This is a genomic window from Acinetobacter pittii (assembly GCF_034064985.1).
Taxonomy (GTDB): domain Bacteria; phylum Pseudomonadota; class Gammaproteobacteria; order Pseudomonadales; family Moraxellaceae; genus Acinetobacter; species Acinetobacter pittii_H.
Map to the genome: position 1 here is coordinate 3,018,669 of NZ_CP139249.1, position 24,080 is coordinate 3,042,748.

The 24,080-nt window shown below is 38.6% G+C and carries 20 protein-coding genes; 6 read left to right on the top strand and 14 right to left on the bottom strand.

Translation table 11 applies throughout. From position 1 onward, the window contains the following. Positions 1-58: 58 nt before the first annotated feature. The 5 genes from bioD to SOI76_RS14515 form a co-directional block, all read right to left on the bottom strand. Positions 59-703: a dethiobiotin synthase gene (gene bioD, locus SOI76_RS14495; RefSeq protein ID WP_032055841.1), complete on the bottom strand. Its 645-nt coding sequence runs from the start codon at positions 701-703 to the stop codon at positions 59-61. Continuing rightward, positions 704-1,453, bottom strand: coding sequence for a malonyl-ACP O-methyltransferase BioC (gene bioC / locus SOI76_RS14500; RefSeq protein WP_104080155.1), 750 nt, complete (start codon positions 1,451-1,453; stop codon positions 704-706). Then, the gene (gene bioF, locus SOI76_RS14505; RefSeq protein WP_104080154.1) at positions 1,450-2,607 is read right to left on the bottom strand and encodes an 8-amino-7-oxononanoate synthase; all 1,158 of its coding nucleotides are present in this window, start codon (positions 2,605-2,607) and stop codon (positions 1,450-1,452) included. The genes bioC and bioF overlap by 4 nt, the downstream gene beginning before the upstream one ends. Position 2,608: 1 nt before the next feature. After that, positions 2,609-3,889, bottom strand: coding sequence for an adenosylmethionine--8-amino-7-oxononanoate transaminase (gene bioA / locus SOI76_RS14510; RefSeq protein ID WP_104080153.1), 1,281 nt, complete (start codon positions 3,887-3,889; stop codon positions 2,609-2,611). A gap of 93 nt (positions 3,890-3,982) precedes the next feature. After that, positions 3,983-4,714 carry a hydrolase gene (locus tag SOI76_RS14515; RefSeq protein WP_104080152.1) on the bottom strand — a complete coding sequence of 244 codons (732 nt, stop codon included), beginning with the start codon at positions 4,712-4,714 and terminating at the stop codon, positions 3,983-3,985. Between the two features lie 356 nt (positions 4,715-5,070). Between SOI76_RS14515 and otsB the strand changes: the two genes are divergently transcribed. After that, complete coding sequence (otsB, locus tag SOI76_RS14520) at positions 5,071-5,922, top strand: trehalose-phosphatase (RefSeq protein ID WP_104080151.1); 852 nt, start codon at positions 5,071-5,073, stop codon at positions 5,920-5,922. Beyond that, the gene (gene otsA / locus SOI76_RS14525; RefSeq protein WP_205668452.1) at positions 5,910-7,343 is read left to right on the top strand and encodes an alpha,alpha-trehalose-phosphate synthase (UDP-forming); all 1,434 of its coding nucleotides are present in this window, start codon (positions 5,910-5,912) and stop codon (positions 7,341-7,343) included. The genes otsB and otsA overlap by 13 nt, the downstream gene beginning before the upstream one ends. Before the next feature lie 68 nt (positions 7,344-7,411). On the opposite strand, the gene SOI76_RS14530 is transcribed toward otsA, so the two are convergent. The 7 genes from SOI76_RS14530 to SOI76_RS14560 all read right to left on the bottom strand — a co-directional run bounded on the left by SOI76_RS14530 (position 7,412) and on the right by SOI76_RS14560 (position 18,007). After that, on the bottom strand, positions 7,412-8,605 hold the full coding sequence (locus SOI76_RS14530) for an MFS transporter (protein ID WP_081039148.1): 1,194 nt from the start codon (positions 8,603-8,605) through the stop codon (positions 7,412-7,414). A gap of 289 nt (positions 8,606-8,894) precedes the next feature. After that, positions 8,895-9,359, bottom strand: coding sequence for a heteropolymeric bacterioferritin subunit Ftn (gene ftn / locus SOI76_RS14535; RefSeq protein ID WP_001214863.1), 465 nt, complete (start codon positions 9,357-9,359; stop codon positions 8,895-8,897). 252 nt (positions 9,360-9,611) lie between these two features. Continuing rightward, on the bottom strand, positions 9,612-11,651 hold the full coding sequence (gene ligA, locus SOI76_RS14540) for an NAD-dependent DNA ligase LigA (RefSeq protein WP_104080150.1): 2,040 nt from the start codon (positions 11,649-11,651) through the stop codon (positions 9,612-9,614). A 94-nt stretch (positions 11,652-11,745) separates the two neighbouring features. After that, on the bottom strand, positions 11,746-12,792 hold the full coding sequence (gene zipA / locus SOI76_RS14545; RefSeq protein ID WP_104080149.1) for a cell division protein ZipA C-terminal FtsZ-binding domain-containing protein: 1,047 nt from the start codon (positions 12,790-12,792) through the stop codon (positions 11,746-11,748). Position 12,793: 1 nt separating this feature from the next. Then, a complete protein-coding gene (gene smc, locus SOI76_RS14550; protein ID WP_104080148.1) occupies positions 12,794-16,243 on the bottom strand; it encodes a chromosome segregation protein SMC in 3,450 nt (1,149 codons plus the stop codon). 10 nt (positions 16,244-16,253) lie between these two features. Next, a complete protein-coding gene (locus tag SOI76_RS14555; protein WP_016142060.1) occupies positions 16,254-16,949 on the bottom strand; it encodes a GntR family transcriptional regulator in 696 nt (231 codons plus the stop codon). A 254-nt stretch (positions 16,950-17,203) separates the two neighbouring features. Next, positions 17,204-18,007 carry a sulfite exporter TauE/SafE family protein gene (locus SOI76_RS14560; protein ID WP_104080147.1) on the bottom strand — a complete coding sequence of 268 codons (804 nt, stop codon included), beginning with the start codon at positions 18,005-18,007 and terminating at the stop codon, positions 17,204-17,206. Positions 18,008-18,037: 30 nt separating this feature from the next. Between SOI76_RS14560 and birA the strand changes: the two genes are divergently transcribed. Both birA and coaX read left to right on the top strand, forming a co-directional pair. Then, positions 18,038-18,790, top strand: a complete 753-nt coding sequence (birA, locus tag SOI76_RS14565; RefSeq protein ID WP_104080146.1) for a biotin--[acetyl-CoA-carboxylase] ligase — start codon at positions 18,038-18,040, stop codon at positions 18,788-18,790. Between the two features lie 15 nt (positions 18,791-18,805). After that, positions 18,806-19,540 (top strand): pantothenate kinase, encoded by a 735-nt coding sequence (coaX, locus tag SOI76_RS14570; RefSeq protein ID WP_104080145.1) that lies wholly within the window; start codon positions 18,806-18,808, stop codon positions 19,538-19,540. A gap of 49 nt (positions 19,541-19,589) precedes the next feature. On the opposite strand, the gene ffh is transcribed toward coaX, so the two are convergent. Further along, complete coding sequence (gene ffh, locus SOI76_RS14575) at positions 19,590-21,002, bottom strand: signal recognition particle protein (RefSeq protein ID WP_002120334.1); 1,413 nt, start codon at positions 21,000-21,002, stop codon at positions 19,590-19,592. Positions 21,003-21,142: 140 nt separating this feature from the next. Here ffh and SOI76_RS14580 point away from each other — a divergent pair, with 140 nt between their 5' ends. After that, the gene (locus SOI76_RS14580; RefSeq protein ID WP_016142065.1) at positions 21,143-21,952 is read left to right on the top strand and encodes an inner membrane protein YpjD; all 810 of its coding nucleotides are present in this window, start codon (positions 21,143-21,145) and stop codon (positions 21,950-21,952) included. Positions 21,953-22,036: 84 nt separating this feature from the next. Continuing rightward, complete coding sequence (gene dusC / locus SOI76_RS14585; protein ID WP_205668451.1) at positions 22,037-22,981, top strand: tRNA dihydrouridine synthase; 945 nt, start codon at positions 22,037-22,039, stop codon at positions 22,979-22,981. A gap of 78 nt (positions 22,982-23,059) precedes the next feature. On the opposite strand, the gene SOI76_RS14590 is transcribed toward dusC, so the two are convergent. Beyond that, entirely contained in the window at positions 23,060-24,013 is a 954-nt protein-coding gene (locus tag SOI76_RS14590; protein WP_104080143.1) for a DUF6160 family protein, read from the bottom strand. Positions 24,014-24,080 lie beyond the last annotated feature (67 nt).

Genomic DNA, 24,080 nt, shown 5'->3' on the forward strand with positions numbered 1-24,080 from the left:
ATTCATAAGATGTAAAAAAACCGCTCAAATTTGAGCGGTTTTTTATAGCCTGTTTAACTTAATTCATTTTCGCCAATTCGATCCATTCAGCTTCAGGAAAATGAATAGCTAAATAATCTTTCAAAAAATTTGAAGTATCTTGAGAAATTAATGGATCTTTTGATTCATCTTTTAGGTTATAAACCAAGGCATGCAACTTCAACCCACGAGACTTAAGTGCTTCAAGACTAAGTAAAGTATGGTTAATACTTCCCAAACGTCCCGAGGTTACTAAAATAACCGGAAACTGGTGCTGAGCGACATAATCAATGGTCAGCAGACTGGTGGTTAGTGGCACCATTAAGCCTCCTGCACCTTCTAACAATACAATTTCAAAACGTTCTGCCAATGTTTGGGTCGCATTTTCAATTTTTTGAAAATCAATTTCTCGGTTATCAAGACGAGTTGCTAAATGAGGTGAAGCTGGGTAACTGAAGATTTCAGGCATAGTAAGCTTGTCATGATCTTCTTGAAACCAGCCCTGCCCCATAATTTCACGGTGCTTTTCGATATCTTCAGAAATATCAGCATTACCTGTCTGAATGAGTTTTTGGGTAATCACTTTTTTACCCTGCTCAGTCCATAATTTTGCTAAAAATCCTGTTGCGTAAGTTTTACCAATTTCAGTATCAATCCCGCTTACAAAATAGATCTGGCCACTCATTTACTTCACTCTCCGGGCAATGCAATAAATCGGATGATATGTTAGGGAATACCCATCGGTATGTTTAAACCGATCATAATCTTGATAAAACTGTTGTAAAGTTTGCTTAGTCCAACAATGCTGAGCCGTTGCTGTTACACCTGTTGCTTTTAAATGCTGTAACACGTCTTTAGGTGAATCGAAATAGAGTTGAGTTTCTGATTCTGACAAATGAAAAATCTCAAAACCAGCCTGAATTAAGGCACTATTCCAATTTTCAATTGACCAATAACTTAAACCTTGTCCTGTTAATTCTTTAATCTCTAATAAGTTTTTAGAGCCAAATGTTGAAAAGCATAACCAACCTTGATCGACTAAAGCCTCATTACAACGTTCGAGCAAGCGCGGTAAATCTTGCATCCACTGTAGAGCCGAACCTGAAACAATCATATCGAGCTGCTGAGGAAAATCTAACGCCTCAACGTCTCCAATCAACCATTTCAAACTTTCTTGATGACTAAAGTGCTGCTGCACATCTGCATATAGATCATTCAAAATTAACTCTTCGATTTGAAAAGATGCAGTAATAAGACGAGTTAAATTGCCAGAACCACAACCAATTTCAAAAACACGTAGCATCGTCCTCGGGCAAAATTGCTTTAGTAAATTCGTTAAATTTTGGCAAATTTGTTTTTGAACAATTGCATGTTCTGAATAGCTCTGCCCTGCTTTAGCAAAACGCTGGGCAACCAAGTTTTTATTCAAACTCACAGAAAACTCACCAATTCTTCAAGTTCATGTTGCTGCACCATTGACGTTAAAGAAATACGCAAACGCGAACTGTTTTTAGGTACTGTTGGTGGACGCACAGGCATGGCATAAAAACCACTCTCTTGAACCTGTTTAGCTTTATCGATAGCAGCCTGACTCTCTCCAACAATGACAGGAATAATATGGCTGGTCGATGGGCTTACATAACCCTTTTGCACAACAGCTTTTTGAAGATATTGGCTAATACTTTTTAAATGTTCACGCTGAGATTGAGCGACTAATACTTTTTGAAAAATAAAGTTTCCCCATGCCATCACAATCGGGGGCTGTGCCGTACTAAAAATAAGTGGCCGCATTTTATTAATGAGATAATCTTTAATAATTGGATCGCAAATAATGTAACCACCGGCTGCTGCTAATGCTTTGCCTAATGTACCGACCAGAAAATCAATTTCATGAATCACATTATATTGTTCGGCACACCCTAAACCTTGCTGCCCACGTACGCCAATTGAATGCGCTTCATCGACATATAACATGGTTTTAGCAAAGCGTTTTTTAAGCTGGACTAAAGCGGTTAAATCTGTTTCATCGCCATCCATACTAAAAATACTTTCCGTGACCACAATAATTCGTTCAATCTGGTCATCATCATGATACTTTTGTAGAAGTTGCTCTAAATGCTGTAAATCATTATGTCGATAACGTACATATTGGGCACCAGACAAACGTATACCATCAATCATACTTGCATGGACTAACTTATCTGCCAAAATTAAAGTTTTACTATCAGCAACCGCAGGCAAAATACCAAGATTCATATGGTAGCCACTATTAAATAATAGGGCTGCTTGATCACCAAATGCTTTACTTAGGCTATTTTCTAATTGTTCATATTCTTCAAAATTGCCCGTTAATAAGCGTGAAGATGAAGAACTAAAATAGCTTCTTTCTAATGGATAGCTATCTAGAAACTCTTGGCGAAGATTAATATCAGCTGCCAACCCAAGATAGTCATTTGAAGCCAAGTTAAGCATCGTTTTATTTTGAATCGTAATAAAACGGTCATGCTGCACATTTTGAGTAAAGTGTCTGAAGTTACCTTGTTGTTTTAACTCATCTAACTCGGCAGCAAAATGATTGAGCAATGACATCTTAATTCGCTCCCTGCATCGTTTGAACAACTTCAACCAATTGTTCGAGCAAATCGTTTAACTCTTGATGCGTGATGACATAGGGTGGCATCACATAAACCAATTTTCCAAAAGGACGGATCCAGATTCCGCGGTCCACAAATTGCTGCTGTAAAGTTTTCATATCAACATTAAAGGTGAGTTCTACTACACCAATTGCACCGAGCACTCGCACATCGGCAACATAATCAAGCTGACTTAAAGGCGTTAAATACTGGCTAAGCTGTTGCTCAATTCGCTCAATATTGGCCTGCCAATCTTGCTCAATTAACAATTGCGTACTTTTCAAGGCAACGGCACAGGCAAGTGGATTGGCCATAAAAGTTGGGCCATGCATAAACACCCCAGCCTCACCGCGACTAATAATTTCTGCAACATGCTTTGTGGTTAAGGTAGCAGATAAGGTCATATAGCCGCCTGTTAAGCCCTTACCTATACACATAATATCTGGCTCAACTTGGGCATGCTCCCACGCAAAGAGCTTGCCAGTACGACCAAAACCAGTGGCGATTTCATCGAAAATTAAAAGCAGGTTATATTTTTCACAAAGTGCTTTAGCCTGACGCAAATATTCTGGGTGATAAAAGCGCATACCCCCTGCACCTTGTACAATTGGCTCAATAATCAGTGCAGCAAGATTTTCATGATTTTGCTGAATAGATTTTTCTAGCTCAGCAATATCTTCTTGGTTCCACTCATCATGAAATTTGGTTTGCGGTGCTGCTACAAAAAGGCGGTTTGGTAAACTTGTACCAAAAATCTGATGCATGCCTGTTACTGGATCACAAACAGACATCGCATTCCATGTATCACCGTGATAACCAGAACGTGTAGTAATAAAATTTGTTTTTTGAGGTTGGCCTTGTGCTGTCCAGAATTGCACAGCCATTTTCAAACCAACTTCAACGGCAACCGACCCCGAATCTGCATAAAAAATTTTGTCGAGGCTTGGCGGTGTAATTTTTAAAAGGATTTTACCCAACTCAATGGCAGGGTCGTGGGTTAACCCACCAAACATAATATGTGACATATTTTGTAATTGATCTGTCACTGCCTGATTGAGTTCAGGGTGGTTATAACCGTGAATTGCACACCACCAAGATGACATACCATCAATTAAAGTCTTACCATCGTCGAGTTCAATCGTTGCCCCATAGGCACGTTTAACTTTAAAGGTTGGCAACGGTTGGGTCATTGAAGTATAAGGATGCCAAATATGTTCTAAATCAAAATTATCGGTCATCCTATTTACCCTTTTACAACAATTAAATCTCTCATTTAGCACATGTTAAACCTGTTAAGAATGAAAGAAAATTGCGAGATCAATCAAAGCTTATTAACTTTGCTGATGAATTGTTAAAAATTGGCAGATTTCTTCAATTGCTCGATCTACTTCTAGGTATGGAAAAGCATGAGTAGCGCTTTTTAGCACTTTATAATTCATGTTTTCTGTCACGATCTCCTCAAATTTTTCGATAATTTTGCAAGGAATGACATTATCTTGCTCAGCAAACAGGTGAAGTTGTCGGCCAGCATAGTTTTTTAAGTTATTTACCAAATTTAGTTGTTCAAGCATTTGCAAACCTTCTATTAAAAGTTCATTTGACGGAGGATTTGCTATATTTTGTACACTCATCCAATCTTGTTTCGCTTGAATGGAACCGAGTGTAATTAAATAATAAAAACGCTTTAAAGTGGCTTGCGGGTTTTGAAAAAAAGAAGATTTAAATTGAGTGAATACATCAGTAGGCATTGCAGGTTGCCAATTATCATTGGCAACGAAACAAGGATTTGAAGCTAGTGTAATTAATGTTTTAGTCTGCCCTGTTTGCTTATAAAAAATATCAACCAGTTGAGTTGCTAACTGTCCCCCTAAAGACCAGCCTATGACTACATCAGCCCAAGCCACCAAGTCCAGCTGTGCTTGGAAATTACTTTCTAAAACATTAAAAATATTAATAAGTTGTGTCTCAAACCCTACTTTTTCCAAGTGCAATTTGAGAGGCTGCAAAGGTTCCACTCCTACTCCCCAACCTGTAATTAATAAAATTTTATTTTGTAACTTCATATGCCTATCCAAAACCGATTTTATAAAGATTATATAATAATATTGATTTAAAATATCTTTTAAAATCAATATTAAAAACAGATTTCAAATCATAAAATCAAGCATTTATAATACGTTAATATTCTGAAATATATTGATAAATAAGACCTGCATTATTCATATTAAATATACAAAACTTTAATTATCTAAACATTGAAGCTAATCAAAAAACAACATACTCCACACTTCGCCTATAAATCCATTATGCAATGTAATTAATGTTAATACTTATGTTTTTTTATTAAAAGAAATGACTCATCAATTCATTTTAATGTTAGAAGAGTAATTATTGATCAAAAAATATTGGGAAGGCTAATATGAACAGTCAAAATACAATATCTGATGGGAGAGAAAAAAGTACATATTTTGTTACACCCAATCATATTATAAGCACCTTATCCTTAGATAAAAATTATTGTTTATTTTTGGATATTGATGGGACATTAGCACCTTTTCAAATTAATCCTGAGCACAGTTTTATTCCAAACACTACATTAGAAGTTATAAAAAAAATTATTGAATTAAATATACCTGTTATTGCTGTAACAGGTCGTGATATCAATACAGCTGGTAAACTCTTATATCCTCTTGAAATTCCTATTGCGGGCTTACATGGTTTAGATATTTGTCTTGATTCAGACAATTATATTAGGCCAGATTTAAGTCAAATTAATTTTGAAAAATTAAAACAAGATATTCAAAAATCTTGCGAGAAATACCCTGAGTTATTAATTGAGGATAAGAAGTATTCTATTGCTTTACATTATCGTAAAAATCCTGACTTAGAAAATCATGCTATTAATATTATGCAACAGATTAGTTCTAATTATCCTCAATTAAAATTAAATAAAGGAAAATTTGTTATTGAGTTAATTCCAAATCAAGCTGATAAAGGTAAAGCAATTAAAACCATATTAAATCATCTTAATTTACCTTCCGTATTACCTATTTTTATAGGCGATGATTTAACAGATGAATCAGGTTTTGTATTTATTAATCAGCAATCTGGCCTCACGATTAAAGTGGGTTCCGGTGAAACACAAGCTAAATATAGATTAAAAGATATTGATAATGTCGCGAATTTTCTTTTTTTATTTCAAAACAAAATAAAAAGCTTATATGTCAAAAATAGCCAAAATCAGAATGGAGAAAAAATATGTCTAAATTAATCGTATTATCGAACCGGATAAGTATGCCATCAGGTAAAGCTTCAGCTGGTGGCCTCGCCGTGGCTGTACAAGACGCTTTGAATGATAGTAATGGTATTTGGTTAGGCTGGAATGGTCAGCAAATTACCGATAGCGAAGCGCCAGAGTTTGAACAAGCCTCTTCTCAAGGGATTGATTACATTACCTGCCCTCTTACTCATCAACAATATGCGCAATATTACTGTGGTTTTGCAAATAAGGTTCTTTGGCCAGCCATGCATAGTCGCGAAGATCTAATTGAATATGATGGGCAAGAATATAGCACCTACCAAAAGGTCAACCGTTTGTTTGCTGAAAAGTTAAAACAGCTTGCTCAACCTGAAGATCTTATTTGGATACACGATTATCACTTTTTTAGTGTAGCGCGTTACTGCCGTGAATTAGGCATGCAAAATAAAATTGGTTTCTTTTTACATATACCATTTGCTAGCCTCAATATCTGGCGCAAAATTCCAGTGGGCCGAGAATTAATTCAAGACTTGAGTCAATATGATGTTATTGGTTTACAAACCCAAATCGATCAAAATGCATGTATGCAGACTTGTCTAAATTTACTCGAAGCTCAGAAAATACAAAGTAACAGTATTAGCTACAAGAAACGTCAAATATTAATTAAGTCATACCCAATTGGTGTTCAGCCTGAAATTATACAAAAGCAAGCCCAACAAGATTTGGCGACCTCTTCTGTGTTTAATTTTGAGGAAATACCACGTCAAAAAACAATTATTGGGGTTGATCGTATTGATTATTCAAAAGGTTTGCTCGAAAGATTTAATGCATTTGCAACCTTTTTGGAAACCAGTCCTGAATATCATGGTTTAGTTCGTCATCTTCAAGTTGCAATACCTTCTCGTACTGATATTCCAGCTTATCAACGCTTATACCAACGTTTTAAAACCAAGCTCGAGTTAATTAACGAAGAGTTTGCACATGAAGACTGGCGACCTGTAGATTGCTGCTATGACACGGTTCAACACCATAATCTTATGCACATTTACCGCCATTCAGATATTTGCTGGATCAGTTCGCTACGCGATGGTATGAACTTGGTCGCTAAAGAATATATTGCAGCCCAAGACCCAGAAAATCCGGGCGTACTCATTTTATCTAAATATGCTGGTGCTGCTGAGCAGATGACTCAAGCCTTGATTGTTGATCCACAAGATAGAGCGGCGATGATGGATGCTTTAAAAATGGCTTTAGAAATGTCTAAAACTGAGCGTATTAATCGTTACCAGCAATTGATAGAAGGATTAACATCATCTGATCTTACCCATTGGCGAAATAATTTCTTGGATGATCTAGAAAAGACACCAACTTTACTGATGAAGCCTCAGCGATTATTACAAAATAGTTATCAATCGATCTATCAGGTTTTATAAATCTAAATAAAAGAACATCGAGAAATTAAATTTCTCGATGTTCTTTGAGGATCTCTATTATTTATAAATTAATTTGTCTTTATTAATGTAAAACGGTTAAGTAAAGCAATAATAAATAGCAATACAGCTACGCCTGTTAAAACCGTACTTAAGCCTGTCCATTCACCAATTAAACCAATTAAAGCTGGGCCGCTTAAAGAACCCGTATAGGCAATCGTTGATACTAAAGAAAGTGCAGCTGCTTTTGGCATATTGTTTTGTCGACCAACCCGAGAAAACATTACGGGCACAATATTAGAACAGCCTAGTCCTAACAGTGCATAACCTAATATAACCACTTGCCAGACTGGCGCAGTCACAATAATAGCCATACCAATCGCAGCCACAATTGCACTATAAGTTACAATATTCTTTTCGCCCCATTGCTTAAGCAAGACATGACCTGCGAAACGTCCAGTAGTCATGCTAAGCGCAAAGAAAGTATAAGCTAAGCCAGCAAAAGCAGGGTTAAGCTGATATTTACTTGTTAAATAAATACCACCCCAGTCCATTGCCGCACCTTCTGATAAGAAGGCGATAAAACACATCATACCAATAAGCAAAATAATACCATCGGGACGATAAAATTTTTTCGGTGCTTGAGTTGTATCTTCATGTGGCTTTTCATCCTGTTCAAAAGACGTTAAACAAGATGGAATCGCAACACCACCAATAACAAGTAAAATCATAACGACTGATAACGTACTCATTAATGGAGAAAGACCCACTGCCAATAATGCAGTCACAAGCATAGCGCCTGTTAAGCCACCCAAACTACACATTCCATGGAAGCTAGACATAAGAGCTCGCAAGCTATGCTTTTCTACAACCACTGCTTGTAAATTGATAGCTACTCCAAGACATCCTGCTGCCGATCCAAAAATAAACAATGCTACAGCCATCGTCACAATGCTGCTCCACATCGTAAGGCTAGGCAATAAAACCATTAAAAGCATCAATGCCAAACCAATTAATGGACGACATCCCCAGCGCTTGACTAAAGCACCAGTGGCAGGCATAGCAATCATTGAACCAATACCCATACAAAGCAAAAGCAAACCAAAATCGGCATGATTTAGGTTTAAACGTTGCTGTGCAAAAGGAATAAGAGGTGCCCAAGCTGCGGTTGCAAAACCTAAGCTAAAAAAGCTTAGTCGTGTTGCAAGACGCTGTGTGCTTAGGAGAGTAGCTGTATCTAAAACAGTAGGTTTGGTAAATAACATATTTCGCGAACTCACCATAAAATCATTGGCGATCCATACCAACCGATTTTCCATAGAAAAACCCTTGCCTCATTAAATTTCTAGGCAAGGGTTTTGTTGGCGAAATTATATCCAATTTCATAAAAAAAACAGGGGGTGTGATACAAATTTTCTGACTTTTTTGTAACTACCAAAGCCTTATGTAGTAAAGCTTTGAATATGTTAAATTTGACATAATTAACATTTAAGTGATGAGTTAATTTTATTAAAATAAGCCAATAAAAAACCCAGCCTAAGCTGGGTTCTTTTATTAAATTTGAGATTGAATATAATTTTGTAAGCCAATCAACTCAATTAAACGTAATTGCTTTTCTAACCAGTATGTATGATCTTCTTCAGTATCTGATAATTGTTGACGCAACATATCACGGCTAATGTAATCGCCCTTCTCTTCACAAAGTTTGATACCTGTCGCTAACTTTTCACGAACGTGATATTCAAGGGCCAAATCCGCTTTTAAACAAGATACAACGTCTGTACCAACATTGATATCTTCGCGGTGCATGTTTGGTTTAGCACCTAAAAATAATACACGGCGAATGATCGCATCAGCATGAGAAGCTTCTTCTTGCATCTCATGATCAATACGTTCATAAATTTTATTTAAACCCCAATCTTCATACATACGTGAATGGATTAGATATTGATCACGGGCAGCCAATTCTCCGCCAATGAGCATATTTAAATAGTCTATGACTTCTGGATTGCCACGCATAATAAATCTCCTATCGTATGAGAACTATTATGGGCAATCTTAAAAGTGATTGCAAAACAAAAAATAGTTAAGTTTATGATTTTTATAAAATTAAAATGAGAAACATACGCATTTGCAGTTTAAGTTATTTAAATTTTCTCTGCAAAAAGAAACGCTTGTCCGATTTATTAGCTCAGACAAGCGTTAAAATAAGGCACAAACCATCAATTTATAAATTTGTAACTAAAATCAATGGTTCTTATTTCGGTAGATCTATTCGCTTAAAGTCTGCCCATAGCTTGCCATAAGTGATAAGAAATCAGTCTCATTCATAACTGCAATACCAAGTTTTGCTGCTTTTTCTAATTTAGAACCTGCCTTCTCCCCTGCAACAACACATTTAGTTTTACTTGATACACTACCGCTTACACGTGCACCTAATGCTTGCAGCATTTGAGTTGCCTGATCACGGGTCATTTGCTCTAATGTGCCTGTTAATACCCAACTTTCGCCATTTAACGGTTGACGTGTCGGTGCAGTCGGTGCATCCCAATGAATTCCTGCTGCAATTAAGCGATCAAGCACTTCAATGTTGTGCGGTGCCAAGAAAAAGTCAGCAATCCACTCGGCAGTAATATCACCAACATCTGGTGTTTTCTTTAAAGCTTCAACATCAGCAGCTTTAAGCGCTTCCAAAGTTTGGAAAGTATTGGCTAACATCCGAGCTGTTGTTTCACCTACCCCACGAATTCCCAGAGCATAAATAAAACGCGAAAGCGTTGTCTTTTTACTGGCTTCTATGGCATCAATCAGATTTTGTACCGATTTCTCGCCCATTTTTTCAATACCAAGTAAAGTTTCTCGGTGTTCATGCAAATGATAGATATCGGCCACATCTTTAAGTAAATCGAGATGTAATAAGGACTCTACCCAACGATCACCTAAACCTTCAATATCCATCGCCTTACGTGATACGAAATGGCGAATCGCTTCAATACGCTGTGCAGCACAATATAGCCCACCAGAACAACGTGCTAAAGCTTCTCCTTCAGGCATCACAACTGGTGAAGCACAAACAGGACAGCTTTCTGGTAAATGTACAATTTCAGCGTCAGGTGAACGAAACTCTGGCCAAACTTTTTCTACTTTAGGAATAACATCGCCTGTGCGGTAAACACTGACTGTATCGCCAACACGTACATCAAGGCGATGGATTTCACCAATGTTATGTAAGGTTACATTAGAAACCGTAACACCACCCACAAATACAGGGTTTAAACGCGCTACAGGGGTCAAAGTACCTGTACGCCCGACTTGCCAATCAATCTGATCAACCGTAGTTAATGCAGCTTGTGCAGGAAATTTATAGGCTGTTGCCCAACGTGGCTCACGACTTAAAAAACCAAGTTGTTGCTGCTGTCTTAAGTCATCAACCTTTACGACCATCCCATCAATTTCAACTTGTAGATCTGGACGTTCTTGCTGAATTTGTTCGTAACGCTGCTGTACTTCTTGAATTGAATCACACAGATATTGACGTTCCGCAATTTCAAATCCAAGTTTTGTGAGCCATTGTAGGCTATCGTGCATGGTAGTTAAGCCATGATTAGGTTCACATTGAGCGATACCGTAAGCATAAAATGCTAAAGGTCTACCAGCAGCAATATTAGGATCGAGTTGTCTTAAACTACCCGCTGCTGCGTTACGCGGGTTCGCAAATGTTTTATCACCTTTTGCTTCTTGGTCGGCATTGAGTTTTTCAAAGCCAGACTTTGGCATAAGTACTTCGCCGCGTACTTCTAATAAACGTGGAATTTCAAAATGATCTGAATGCAACACTTTAGGCAAATTACGAATCGTTTTAACATTCTGGGTAATGTCTTCTCCAGTTTCGCCATCACCACGTGTAACGCCACGTACTAAGACACCATTTTCATACCAGAGTGAAATCGCAAGACCATCAAGTTTTAATTCAACTTCATATTGTACTTTTTGATTAGGCAAACGCTCTTCAACACGGCGAGCAAATGCGAATAAGTCTTCCTGATTAAAAACGTTCCCCAAAGAAAGCATCGGAACGACATGAGTCACACTTTGAAATTTAGAGAGTGCTTGTCCGCCTACTTTGGTTGTTGGTGAATCCGATTGAACAAGGTCAGGATATTGCTCTTCCAAAGCTTTTAACTGGTGAAATAAATGATCATATTCACTATCCGAGATTGTCGGCTGATCCATGACATAGTAGGCATGGTTATGCTTTGCAATCAGTTGAATAAGCTGACGCATCTGTTCGATCACGGAAGTTGTTGCCATTATGTTATTCACCATAAAAAAGGGTGGAAATTTCTCCACCCTGAGCTGCGACTAGATATGTTGCAATTATCGCAACGAACGTAAAAAATTAAAACTAGGCAGTCGCCTGTGCCGGACGATAATCAATCACATGATGACGCCAGTGCTCTTTTAACTGTGGCGTAAATTCAAGATTATTCTCATCGTAAACTTTGCCATCAATTTCGCGAGCAATTAGACCTGCAATACTCGCCATCATATCAAAACCAGTCACGGCTTTACTGTTTGGAAGCGCAAGGAAAAATGCCAACCCTTGAACTTGTTCGGTAGATAAAGTTTCAAGGTCAAATCCAGCTGGTCCATTGTCTGTCATACGCAATACAGAGAACATGAGTACACTCGGCTCATCAGTATTTTCATAACGATGGAAACATGACATTTCGCCGTAACGTAAACCATATTTTAACAGCACTTTAAGTGCTTTATCGCCAGACAATGCACGACGAGGGTTTGGATAAACATTTAGCGCAATAATCTGCTCAGCCATCGCTAATGCACTTTCATCATCATAGCGTTGCTGTTCATGTAAATGCACATCCAGAATATTGCTCTCGCCTTCAAATTCAGCAATTTTGGCAGTTTCAATATTCGGGTTTAAACTCAACTCAGGCTCAGTTTTTTCGCTTTCAGCTTCCAGATTCTCTTTTGCTAAAGCTTCAGCTTCCGGTTTCACAGAAACTGCATCGACCAACTCAACTGAACCATTTGTGGTAATAGCAGAGCTTGTTACTTCTTCTTCAGCTTTAATTTCTTCTACAGAAACATTTTCAACAACTGGTGGGGTTTGTTCAGTTTGAATTGTTTTAGCGGGTTCTACCCTATCAATTTCTGACTGTTTTGTTTCAGGAACTTGTGATGGCGCAGCTTCGCTTAAAGTTGGTTCTACTCGCTCAGCACTAGTCACCGCTACAGATTCAGCTTCAGTTTTTTCAAGCTGGTCTCTCACATGTCTAGGTATAACTGGTTGATTGCTATCAGGATTAATATGTAAATCACTGTCTAATGAGGGTTCAGCATGGTTTGGCTTTTTTAAAATCATTTTTAAGCCAATTAGCATAATTATAATGGCAACAACGATGCCAATAATCGTATTGATTTCCATTCTATGACTCCGAAACTAACCCGTATTCTTTTGCCTGTTCTAAATCGACAGTGACTAATTTTGATGTACCCGGTTCAGGCATGGTCACACCCAACAAATCAGTTGCCATGGTCATCGCCAGCTTATTATGTGTAATGTAAATGAATTGTACATGTTCAGAAAGCTCTTTTACCAAATTACAATATCTCTGAACATTCGCATCGTCGAGTGGTGCGTCCACTTCATCTAATACACAAAACGGTGCCGGATTTAATCTAAAAATTGCAAATACCAATGCTAACGCTGTTAAAGCCTTTTCTCCACCGGAAAGTAATGCTAGAGAACTATTTTTTTTACCCGGCGGTCTTGCCATCAGTTTAACACCAGATTGCCAGTCATCTTCAAGACTTAAACTCGCCTCTCCACCATTAAAGACCTTTGGAAACAGATTTTGCAACTCTTGATTAATTTGATCAAAAGTTGTCATAAATAACTTACGGGTTTCTTGGTCAATGCTTTTCATTGCATCTTTTAGTTGAGTTACCGTATTTTCCAAATCTTGAATCTGGTGACTCAGCTCATCAAAACGTTGAGAAACTTCCTCAAACTCTTGTGAAGCGGCAAGGTTAACCGCACCGATTTTTTCAAACTGTTTCTGTACTTTTTCCAGTTTTTGCTGATGCTCGGTTAAATCTATTTGTAAGCCTTTTTGAATCTCGGCATTTAGTTCTTTAAGCTGTTCTTGATAATGCTCACGGTCTGACTTAGCTGCTTGCCAAGCTAACCGTTTCTGTTCAAGTTGTTCTCTAAGCTGTTCATCTTTTTGTTGATATTGATGACGCTGATCTGTCAGTGTTTGTTGCTTTTCTTGCACACTATTGAGTTCAAGCTGCCATTCATTCCAGTTCTTTTGCAACTTTTCAGTTTGAGCAAATTGTTGCTGAAATTCCGACTCAAGATTTGGTAACTCTAATTGAATAGGGTCAACAAACTTTTTCGCTTGTTCCATTTGAGCTGCAATTTGCTGATATTGGCTCTGCAAGAACGAGATATCTTTTTCAAGCAACTCAATCTGTTGAGTAATCTGCGTACTATTACGGCGTAAAATTTCACGTTCTTGTTGCTGATGTTGTAGAGCTTGTTGCTGTTCTTCTAACTGCTCTGTTAACTCTTCTACCCGAAATTGCAAAGTTTTATAGTCAGGTAAAATGGTTTCGAGCTTGATTGCTAATGCATGCAAATCAATTTCAAGATCGTCTTTTTGCATTGCATCTTCTTCAAGCTGCATGTCTAGTTGAGCTAACTGATCTTTCAATTGTTGTTTTTGCAGTAAAAATGCTTGTGCTGCGGTTTGCTGTTTAGCAATTTGTACATCCAGCTGTTGCAAGTCTTTTTGCTTTTGTTTCACAACTTGCTGTTTGTGCTGCACATCAGCCTGTAACTGCCCTAACTCATCCTTTTGCTGCATTACAATTTGATCTAATGCTTGTAATTCAGGTTGTTGCTTTTCAAGAGTTTGTTCGATTTCATCTAGACGAATGCGATGGCTCAGCATACCTTGTGCACTTTGACTCTCATCATCATACATAAGCGCAATCACCCAATCCTGCCCGACATGATAGCCATCTAAGGTCAAAATAGACTGACCATGTTCCAGCTGTTTTTGCTCATTTAAAGCTTGAGTCAAATCTTGTGCAATCGCTACATTCGAGAATATTGATAGCTGTGGCGATGCAATCCACTCATTCAAGCAAGTCAGGTTCCCCTTAAATTTGCTTATTTGCTCAGAAGGTTTTAACTGACGAGCAATTCCTTCTTGAAAGATTTGTTCAGTTTCAACAATATGCGCCTGTAACCATTTTGCTAAAAACTTCTCAACAATCTGCGCATGCGACTTACCTAGCTCGGTTAACTGTAGGGCCTGCATTAAACGTAGCGTATCTTGGTTTTGCTTTAAACTTTGTTTAGCAACAAGCTGGCTTAGGTTTTTCTGCTCTGATAGTAAAACTTGGATTTCTGTTTTCAGCGTTTGCTGCTGATTTTTACTTGACTGGTGTTGCTGTTGAGATTGCTCTAAATGTAGCAACTGTTGCTCAATTTCAGTTTCAAACATCGAAATTTCACTACGCAGCTGTTGTTGCAGTTGCTCAAGCTCACCCTGCTCATCTTCATGCACATGCGATTGAATTTGGTTTGCTTGATGTTGCAGCGTTTCTTTTTGCTGCTCAATGCGCTGAACATTTTTACCCAACTGTTCAATTTGAGCTGCCATCTGCATTTTTTGCTGCTGTTGTTTTTCAACCTGAGCTTTTATTTGTTCAAACTGCTGCTGTGCTTGTTTTTGCTGAGATTGTAAATCAGCAAAGCTTTGTTCAGCTTCCGTTGCAGTATGCTCAATTCCAGTTAAAGCTTCGGTTTGCTCTTCTAGTTGATTATTCAGTGTTTCGAGTTGCAATTCAGAAAGTTGTAAACGTTCTTTAGTTTGGGCTTTTTGCTGCTCTAACTGAACGAGAGTGGTACTGTTTTGCTGAAATAAACTCTGTTTTTGCTCTAGAGTCATTTTCAGTTCAGACAGTTTTTTTTCAGCTTGTTGCCATTCTTGTTGTAGTGGTGAAGATTGCTGAATAAGTCTCTGAAATAAAGCACTGGTCGCTTCTAAATCATGCTCAATTGTACTTAATTCTGAGCGAACCAATTTAAAAGTTTCACCCAGTTCATTCATTTGAACGGTATATTCTTCTTGAAGACGTACGCTTTTATCTGCCTGAAAGGACAAAATTTCAATTTTTAGGGTACGAATCTGGCTTTCTAACGTTTTATATTGAACTGCTGCTTCTGACTGGCGTTTAAGCGTTTTAAGCTGCGATTTTAACTCAAGCGCAATATCTTCTAAACGTGAAAGGTTTTGCTCGGTATGTTCAAGATGTTGCAATGTTTCGCGTCGACGCGCTTGATAGCGTGAAACACCTGCCGCCTCTTCAATAAACACACGCATTTCTTCTGGCTTGGCATCAACCAAACGGTTAATCATGCCTTGTTCAATCACTGCATAAGAACGCGGCCCTAGGCCTGTTCCCAAAAAAATATCGGTAATATCACGACGGCGGCAACGAGTACCATTTAAGAAATATTCGGACTTCCCTTCACGAGTGACCTGACGGCGAACGGCTAATTCATTATAAGCATTATAAGCCCCGCCCAATTTGCCATAGGTATTATCAAAGCGTAGCTCAACACTGGCCACACCAACGGGCTTGCGCTTGGATGTTCCTGTAAAAATAACATCTTGCATGCTACCACCACGTAGCTGACGGGCATTTGATTCACCCATCACCCAGCGGATCGCATCGATTACATTGGATTTGCCACAACCGTTTGGGCCAACCACTGCTGTGCGGTTCGCCTTAAAATTTAAAGTTGTACTATCTGCAAAAGATTTAAAGCCGGAAAGTTTTAAACTGCTTAAACGCATAATGCCCTAACTAGCGGCGTGAGCGTCTTGCCCAGGCCAATTCAATCTGTTTCATTCGTGTCAGCGATTCCAACACAAGGTTACGTAAGTGTCGACAAAAATCTTCCATAAATAAAGCGGCTTGTTGTGATTTTCGGATTAAAATTGCATCAGTCACGAGTTTAAATAATGCAAATGCTTCTTGCAGTTCCCGCTTAGAGGTATTTAAGGTCAAAAAATAACTACGACGTAATGAAGGCAATAGCTCTTTATAAAACTTCATTAGATAAGGATTACCGACCATATCTTGCTGTTCAGCTAAATATTGGAAGACTCCATCATAAAATTTTTCGATATCACCTGCTTTAACATGTTCAAGAAGTTGTTCTAACAATAGCTGCAATTGATCAGCTTCATGCGCACGCCATGTTTCACTCATACGTTGTACAATATGTCCCAATATCATCATATTTGTATCAAACAGTGCTTTAACTTGTTGTGCAGACATTTCTGAGACAATTGCCCCGCGGCGTGGGAATATCTCAATTAAATGAGTACGCTCTAATAATAACAATGCTTCACGAACTGACCCTCGGCTAACGTCAAGTTCTTTGGCAATACGAAGCTCTTGAATACGTTCGCCTTCAACCAGTTCGCCACTAATAATCTGTTCACTAATATATTTGACAATTTGCTCAGAAAGACTTTCTGTCTCTTCGAGATTCATAAATCACCCGCTACTTTTTATATGCATTAATCCATGCTTTTCTTTCGCATCCTTGTTTTTAACTGATCCCATCGATTAAAAACTATGTCATTGTCTGACAATTTCATTGCATTTTAAGCCAACCCATTTAAAAACAACACCAAAATCGGATGAATAAAAGCCCCGAATGTTCTTATATTTTATGAATAAAAAAGCTCGAATTCCTAAAAATTCAAGCTTTTAACCATAGTCTTATAAATTTAAGATTTTAGTCTCTAGTGCATAATGCCTTTATAAATAAAATAACTGCCGACCACGACTAACAAACAAGCAAAGCTTTTTTTTAACATTTGCGGTGATAGTGCATGAGCAACCTTTGCTCCAAGCTTCGCTGTGACAAAACTCATGATACTAATGCCAATAAACGCATAGATGTGCACATAACCAATCGTGTTAGGCACTGAAATTTGTTCTTTCGCACCAAACCACATAAATCCAATCGCTCCTGCAACTGCGATTGGTAAACCGCAAGCAGCAGAAGTCGCAACTGCTTTTTGCATTACCACGCCATGACGATTTAAATATGGGACGGTTAAGCTTCCACCCCCAATACCAAAAATTGCAGAGGCAATGCCAATACCTCCACCCGCCATAAATTGCATAGGTGTTGAAGGAAGCCGACGTGTTGGGTCAACAACGACATGTGCTCCTTTAAACATCCGATAAGCCATAAAAACTGCAAAAACGCCAATAAGAAGTTGCAAATGCTGACCAGACATCAAGTCGGCAATGCCTGCCCCTAAAAATGAGCCAATCACTAATCCAGGCGCTAAATTACGAAAAACAGGCCAAAGTACCGCACCCTTTTTATGATGAGCCGAAACAGAACTAAAAGACGTCACGATAATAGTTGCAAGCGATGTTCCAACTGCAATATGCATGATTACCGCTGGGTCATAGTTTAGCTGGGTAAAAACCACATAGAGGATTGGTACAATAATTAGTCCACCGCCCACCCCAAACAATCCGGCAGTAAAACCAGCAATTGCGCCAATGAGTAAATATATGATTAACTCCATAAATGTTTTACCACTCTGCTCATATTCAACATGGATTTAGAGACTCGCCAACTACAACAACTTTTAAGCGCAAAAAACCAGCTTCCAGAAGTGGTTTTATTAAAAGCAACCACAACTTCGACCAATGATGATATTCGTGAAATTGCCCAAAAAGGCATTACAACAGGCTTGGTTTGCAGTGCTCAACAAACTCAAGGGCGAGGCCAACATCAACGGCAATGGATTTCACCTGAAGGAAACATTTATTTAAGCACATTGGTGCAAACTCGAACACCCTTAGATGGTCGCTTAGCACTTGAAGTTGCTCTAAATATTCTACAAATACCGCAGTTACAATCTTTGAACCTGCAAGTGAAATGGCCAAACGATTTATATAGTACTCAAGGGAAATGGGGTGGAATTTTGGTTGAACCTCTTTCTCAGCATCAGGCTATTGTGGGTGTGGGTATTAATTTAAAAACACCACCAGTGACAGATAGCGATCAACCGATTACCTCTCTAGAAGATTTAGGCCTAGAGCAAATGAGTCGCCTTGAGTTAATTTCAGAACTTTATGTTGCAATTCAAAATGCTGCTCGCTGGTTTGATCATGGCTGCTACAATTTGGCAGGACGTTTTAACCATCATGCTGCATGGATCAACCAGTTAGTTCAGTTTGAGCATAGCCAAGGACTGGTGCATGGTCGTTTCGTTGGGATTTCCAATGAAGGTGCGGTAATTCTTGAAACTCCAGAACCACAGCAGTTTTATCAAGGTCGTTTAAGACCACAGACCACTCAGTAAATAGGTGTTTTCTCCATGAAAAGTTTATGGCTTGATATAGGAAACACTCGTTTAAAATACTGGATTACTGAAAATCAGCAAACTATTGAGCATGCAGCCGAGCTACATTTACAGTCTCCTGCCGATTTATTACTGGGATTAATCCAACACTTTAAACATCAAGGTCTACATCGAATTGGAATTTCATCGGTACTCGATACTGAAAACAACCAACGTATTCAGCAGATTTTAAAATGGCTTGAAATTCCTGTGGTCTTTGCCAAAGTTCATTCAGAATATGCAGGCTTACAGTGCGGTTATGAAGTACCGAGTCAGCTCGGTATTGACCGCTGGTTACAAGTTTTAGCTGTAGCTCAAGCAGATGAAAACTATTGCATTATTGGTTGTGGTACAGCGCTCACAATTGACCTAACGCAAGGCAAACAGCATTTAGGTGGCTACATCCTCCCTAATTTATATTTGCAACGAGATGCTCTTATTCAAAATACCAAAGGCATTAAAATTCCAGACTCAGCTTTTGACAATCTAAATCCCGGCAATAACACTGTAGATGCAGTACATCACGGTATTTTATTAGGCCTGATTAGTACCATTGAAAATATTATGCAACAATCTCCTAAAAAGCTGCTGCTGACTGGTGGTGATGCAAAACTATTTGCCAAGTTTTTACAAAAATATGATCCTGTTGTAGAAACCGATCTTTTGCTCAAAGGATTACAGCAATATATTGCTCATTATCCTAAAGACTAAAATACAGAACAAAATAAAAGGCGCTATATGCGCCTTTTATTTTATGGATTTATTTCTTTTGGTCATTGTTACCAAAGAGTGGTCCCATTCCGCCACCGCCGCCGCCAAATTGCTTTTGCATATTGCCTAAAGAACGCATCATTTTGCTCATACCAGATGGATTCGCAAATTTCTTCATCATTTTGGCCATTTGCGCTTGTTGTTTAATAAGTTTGTTCACTTCAGCAACATCCATACCGCAACCTGCCGCAATACGTTTTTTACGACTTGGGTTCATTAAGTCCGGATTACGGCGCTCTTTAACAGTCATTGACTGGATAATAGCTTCCATCTTCTTGACTTGTTTTTCAGGGTTCGCTTGCTCAATCGCTTGCTGAATTCCTGCACCGCTCATGCCAGGCAACTTATCTAAGAAGCCCATCATGCCGCCCATTTTTTTCATTTGCTCAAATTGCATCAGCATATCTTCAAAGTTGAAGCTACCGCCTTTTTGCAATTTTTTCGCCATTTTTTCGGCTTTTTCTTTGTCGATTTTGCGTTCAACTTCTTCGACTAAAGAAAGTACGTCACCCATACCTAAAATACGTTGAGCAACACGGTCCGGATGGAATGGTTCTAAAGCATCAAGCTTCTCGCCCATACCTAAGAACTTGATTGGCTTACCTGTAATAGCACGCACAGAAAGTGCAGCACCACCACGTGCATCACCATCAGTTTTAGTAAGAATTACACCTGTAAGTGCCAAAGCATCATTGAATGCTTTTGCTGTATTTGCAGCATCCTGACCTGTCATGGCATCAACCACAAACAAGGTTTCAGTCGGCTTAACTGCTGCGTGTAATTCTTTAATTTCGTCCATCATGTCTGCATCGACATGTAGACGTCCTGCCGTATCGACAATCAACACATCAGCAAACTGGATTTTTGCTTGTTCAATTGCACGATTAACGATATCGATTGGCTTTTCAGAAGGATCTGAAGGAATAAAGCCTGCGCCAACTTCATTTGAAACAGTTTCTAACTGTTTAATTGCTGCCGGACGGTAAACGTCGGCAGAAACAGTCATTACTTTTTTCTTTTGACGTTCTTTTAAGAAACGTGCCAACTTGGCAGCAGTTGTTGTTTTACCTGCACCTTGTAAACCAGCAAGTAATACTACAACAGGAGGTTTCGCACTTAAATCAAGTGTTTCATTCGCCTCACCCATCATCTTGGTGAGTTCGTCATAAACAATTTTTACAAATGCCTGGCCTGGTGATAACTGAGTCATCACTTCTTGGCCCAATGCCTCTTCCTTAACTTTCGCGATAAATTCACGAGTTACAGGTAACGCGACATCGGCTTCAAGAAGTGCCATACGTACTTCACGTAAGGTATCTTTAATATTGTCTTCGGTCAGCTGCCCTGAGCCAGTAACATTTCTTAAACTCTGTGTGAGTCGTTCTGTTAAGGTATCAAACATTGCAAAATCCGCTTAAAATGGCTAGTTGCAAAAAAATCTTTCTCGAAATAGAAAATTTATGCATAGAATGCTATAGGATACTTTAGTTCGCAGCGAATTTATATCTTATATAGATGAATTAATCCTGAAAAAGGTTTGACATGATTAGCCTCCCCTTGGTTTACACAATTTTGGCACTGATCGCATATACCACTTCTTTCTGGTATCTGTTTATTCGTTTAATGTCAAAACGTGAACCAAACCCATGGTTATTTGCATTTGTTGTAACATTAGCACTGCTACTGCACGGCACGGTTTTATGCCATGGCATGCTGACTCCAGCCGGAATTAACTATGATGTTTTTAATTTAGTATCATTTACATCATGGCTTATGTTGTTGTTAAGTTTAATTTTTAGTACTTTTCGTCCGATTGTACCGTTAAATTTATTAGGCATTCCTGTAGCGGCCATTGGTCTTATTTTAGGTTTTGCCTTTAGCCGACCAGATCAATTTATTGAGCAACATTCGCTAGGTCTTGATACTCATATTATTCTTTCACTTTCGGCCTATGCAGTTTTACTGATGGCAACCATACATGCGATCTTAATATGGTTCCAAAATCGTGAACTCAAAAAGAAACAAAAAAAACGTTTCTGGGTTAATTTACTCCCGCCGATTCAGGCGATGGAATCTTTATTATTTGATCTGATTATTACTGGTTTCATTTTATTAACGATTGCGCTTGCATTTGGTTTTTTAACAATTGATAGCTTCTTTGCCCAGCATCTCGCTCATAAAACAGTATTTAGTATTATTTCTTGGTTTATCTATGGCTCATTATTGATCGGCCATTACAAACTAGGATGGCGAGGTCAAAAAGCGATTCGCTTTACTTTAATCGGTTTCGTGCTTTTGGCGATTGGATTTATCGGTAGTAAATTCGTGCTTGAGATGATCTTAGGTCGCTAGATAAATTAAAATTTAATCGATACTAGACAGCGTTATACATATCCCGTATAACGCTGTTTTCGTTTTACTCAGGTGACCCAGACTGTGAAACTCATACTCGCTCCAATGGAAGGTTTAACTGACCCGATCATGCGGGATACACTCACATCTGTTGGTGATTTCGACTGGTGTGTGACCGAATTTATTCGCGTTACAGACAGTATTTTGCCAGACCATATTTACTATAGTTTTTGCCCAGAATTAAAAAATGACGGTAAAACGGCAGCCGGTACACCTGTTCACGTTCAATTCCTAGGTAATAACCCAGATATGCTGGCAGCAAATGCAGCAAAAGTTGTTGAATTGGGTGCACCTGCAATCGACCTTAATTTTGGTTGCCCTGCAAAAACCGTTAATCGACATCGTGGTGGTTCAGTCCTTCTTGATGAACCAGACGTGGTACATCTGCTGATTAAAGCAGTGAGAGATGCTGTACCTGCTCATATTCCTGTTTCAGCAAAAATGCGTTTGGGTTATCTCGATGAAAACCATACAATGGAAAATGCCCACGCTGTCGAAGATGCAGGTGCAAGCTGGTTAACTGTACACGCTCGAACTAAAGCAGATGGCTATACACCACCAGCTTATTGGGAAAAAATTCTACCTATTAAAGAAGCTTTAAAAATTAATGTCATTGCTAACGGTGAAATCTGGACCAATGCTGATGCTAGAGCCTGTCAACAACAATCTGGCTGTGAAGACCTCATGATTGGCCGTGGTGCGGTGACTACTCCAGATTTAACCCAATGTATTCGCCAAAATATGGATGAAGCATTATTTAGTTGGGAACAACTCGTTGACTTACAAATTCGTTTTTTAAACGGTCAAGCAAAAACAGAAATTGGAATGGTGGGTCGTTATAAGCAATGGTTAGGCATGATGACTAAAGCCTATCCACAAGCAAAAGAATTATGGGACCAGGTGAAACGTATTAAAGCTTTAGATGAAATTGTTCAACAATTAGAACACACCAGATCAGACAATATTTAACTCGGTATAGCCATAAAAAAGAGGGCGATTATTTTCATAGTCGCCCTCTCGTATTTCAGGTTAAGCTATTATTCTTTTTTAAAAGCCGCTTACTTTCATTTTAAAGTCAGTTACAGAAACGCCAGTGACACCAAAACTCCCCATTGAGCCATTAGGTAAATTATTAAATGTTGTTGTATTTTGGCTCCCTATATTTCCTAAAGTGACATTGTTAAGTGAAGCATCAAATTTACTAGATGCGCCTGTATTTCCAAAAGTTAATCCAGTTGAATCAACACCTGCATAAAAGCCATCTAACAAAAAACCGGTTGAGGTATTTGTTCCTGCAAATTTAAATCCAAATGTTGCACCTGTATTATCGGACACTAAAGTAATTGGACAACCCGCAGTAGCAGAACAAATAGATTGAATTGCCCCACCAAATTTAATCATGACGGACTGCGCAGCATGGCCAAGTTGAATATTTAAGCGGGGTTTATTGGTTGATACAAAGTTAATATCAAGATTTCCACTAGAACGAATAACTTCTTTTACACCCGTATTTACTGTCGTTCCCGAACTAAAAATTGATTTGGGTGCATAGCTCGTTAGTGCGTAATCGGATGGACTAGATAAAGATGCACTTGGAGCTAAATAAACTGAGAAAGGTAAAAGTCGAATACCGTTTACATCATTCCCCATCGATATAGCTAAATTTAAAAACGGATTTCCACCACCCGCGTCGGCATCCATTGCAATATTAAAAGAAGGATTACCAGATACGGCAGCTTTAATAAACTCTATACCAGGAACCGGATTAGTAGAGTTTCCGGCAATGACAAAACCAGCCTTACTGTTATAAGACGTTGAAGCAATACCATTAGTATCAATGAGCGCGACTTGATTAAATTTAACACTATCGGCCTGAATACCTAAGGTTAAACCATTTTGGCCCGTCGCTGCAGCAAGGCTTTGATCATCCAAAGGCTGCATTGCAAAAACACCTGAACTACTGGCAAGTAGCAGCCAGAACTCTATATTTTTATTCTTCATGTCGCTCTAATCCTTAAGAGACAAACGCTTATTATTTGTTCAGACTATCAGAATAATATTCAACTAC

Coding starts and splice junctions, on each gene's coding strand:
- SOI76_RS14560 (WP_104080147.1), bottom strand. CDS start 18,007: ATGGAGTTAATCATATATTTACTCATTGGCGCAATTGCTGGTTTTACT.
- zipA (WP_104080149.1), bottom strand. CDS start 12,792: ATGGAAATCAATACGATTATTGGCATCGTTGTTGCCATTATAATTATG.
- SOI76_RS14580 (WP_016142065.1), top strand. CDS start 21,143: ATGATTAGCCTCCCCTTGGTTTACACAATTTTGGCACTGATCGCATAT.
- ligA (WP_104080150.1), bottom strand. CDS start 11,651: ATGGCAACAACTTCCGTGATCGAACAGATGCGTCAGCTTATTCAACTG.
- SOI76_RS14590 (WP_104080143.1), bottom strand. CDS start 24,013: ATGAAGAATAAAAATATAGAGTTCTGGCTGCTACTTGCCAGTAGTTCA.
- bioD (WP_032055841.1), bottom strand. CDS start 703: ATGAGTGGCCAGATCTATTTTGTAAGCGGGATTGATACTGAAATTGGT.
- SOI76_RS14530 (WP_081039148.1), bottom strand. CDS start 8,605: ATGTTATTTACCAAACCTACTGTTTTAGATACAGCTACTCTCCTAAGC.
- SOI76_RS14515 (WP_104080152.1), bottom strand. CDS start 4,714: ATGAAGTTACAAAATAAAATTTTATTAATTACAGGTTGGGGAGTAGGA.
- ffh (WP_002120334.1), bottom strand. CDS start 21,002: ATGTTTGATACCTTAACAGAACGACTCACACAGAGTTTAAGAAATGTT.
- bioF (WP_104080154.1), bottom strand. CDS start 2,607: ATGTCATTGCTCAATCATTTTGCTGCCGAGTTAGATGAGTTAAAACAA.
- birA (WP_104080146.1), top strand. CDS start 18,038: ATGGATTTAGAGACTCGCCAACTACAACAACTTTTAAGCGCAAAAAAC.
- ftn (WP_001214863.1), bottom strand. CDS start 9,359: ATGCGTGGCAATCCAGAAGTCATAGACTATTTAAATATGCTCATTGGC.
- otsB (WP_104080151.1), top strand. CDS start 5,071: ATGAACAGTCAAAATACAATATCTGATGGGAGAGAAAAAAGTACATAT.
- smc (WP_104080148.1), bottom strand. CDS start 16,243: ATGCGTTTAAGCAGTTTAAAACTTTCCGGCTTTAAATCTTTTGCAGAT.
- coaX (WP_104080145.1), top strand. CDS start 18,806: ATGAAAAGTTTATGGCTTGATATAGGAAACACTCGTTTAAAATACTGG.
- otsA (WP_205668452.1), top strand. CDS start 5,910: ATGTCTAAATTAATCGTATTATCGAACCGGATAAGTATGCCATCAGGT.
- SOI76_RS14555 (WP_016142060.1), bottom strand. CDS start 16,949: ATGAATCTCGAAGAGACAGAAAGTCTTTCTGAGCAAATTGTCAAATAT.
- bioA (WP_104080153.1), bottom strand. CDS start 3,889: ATGACCGATAATTTTGATTTAGAACATATTTGGCATCCTTATACTTCA.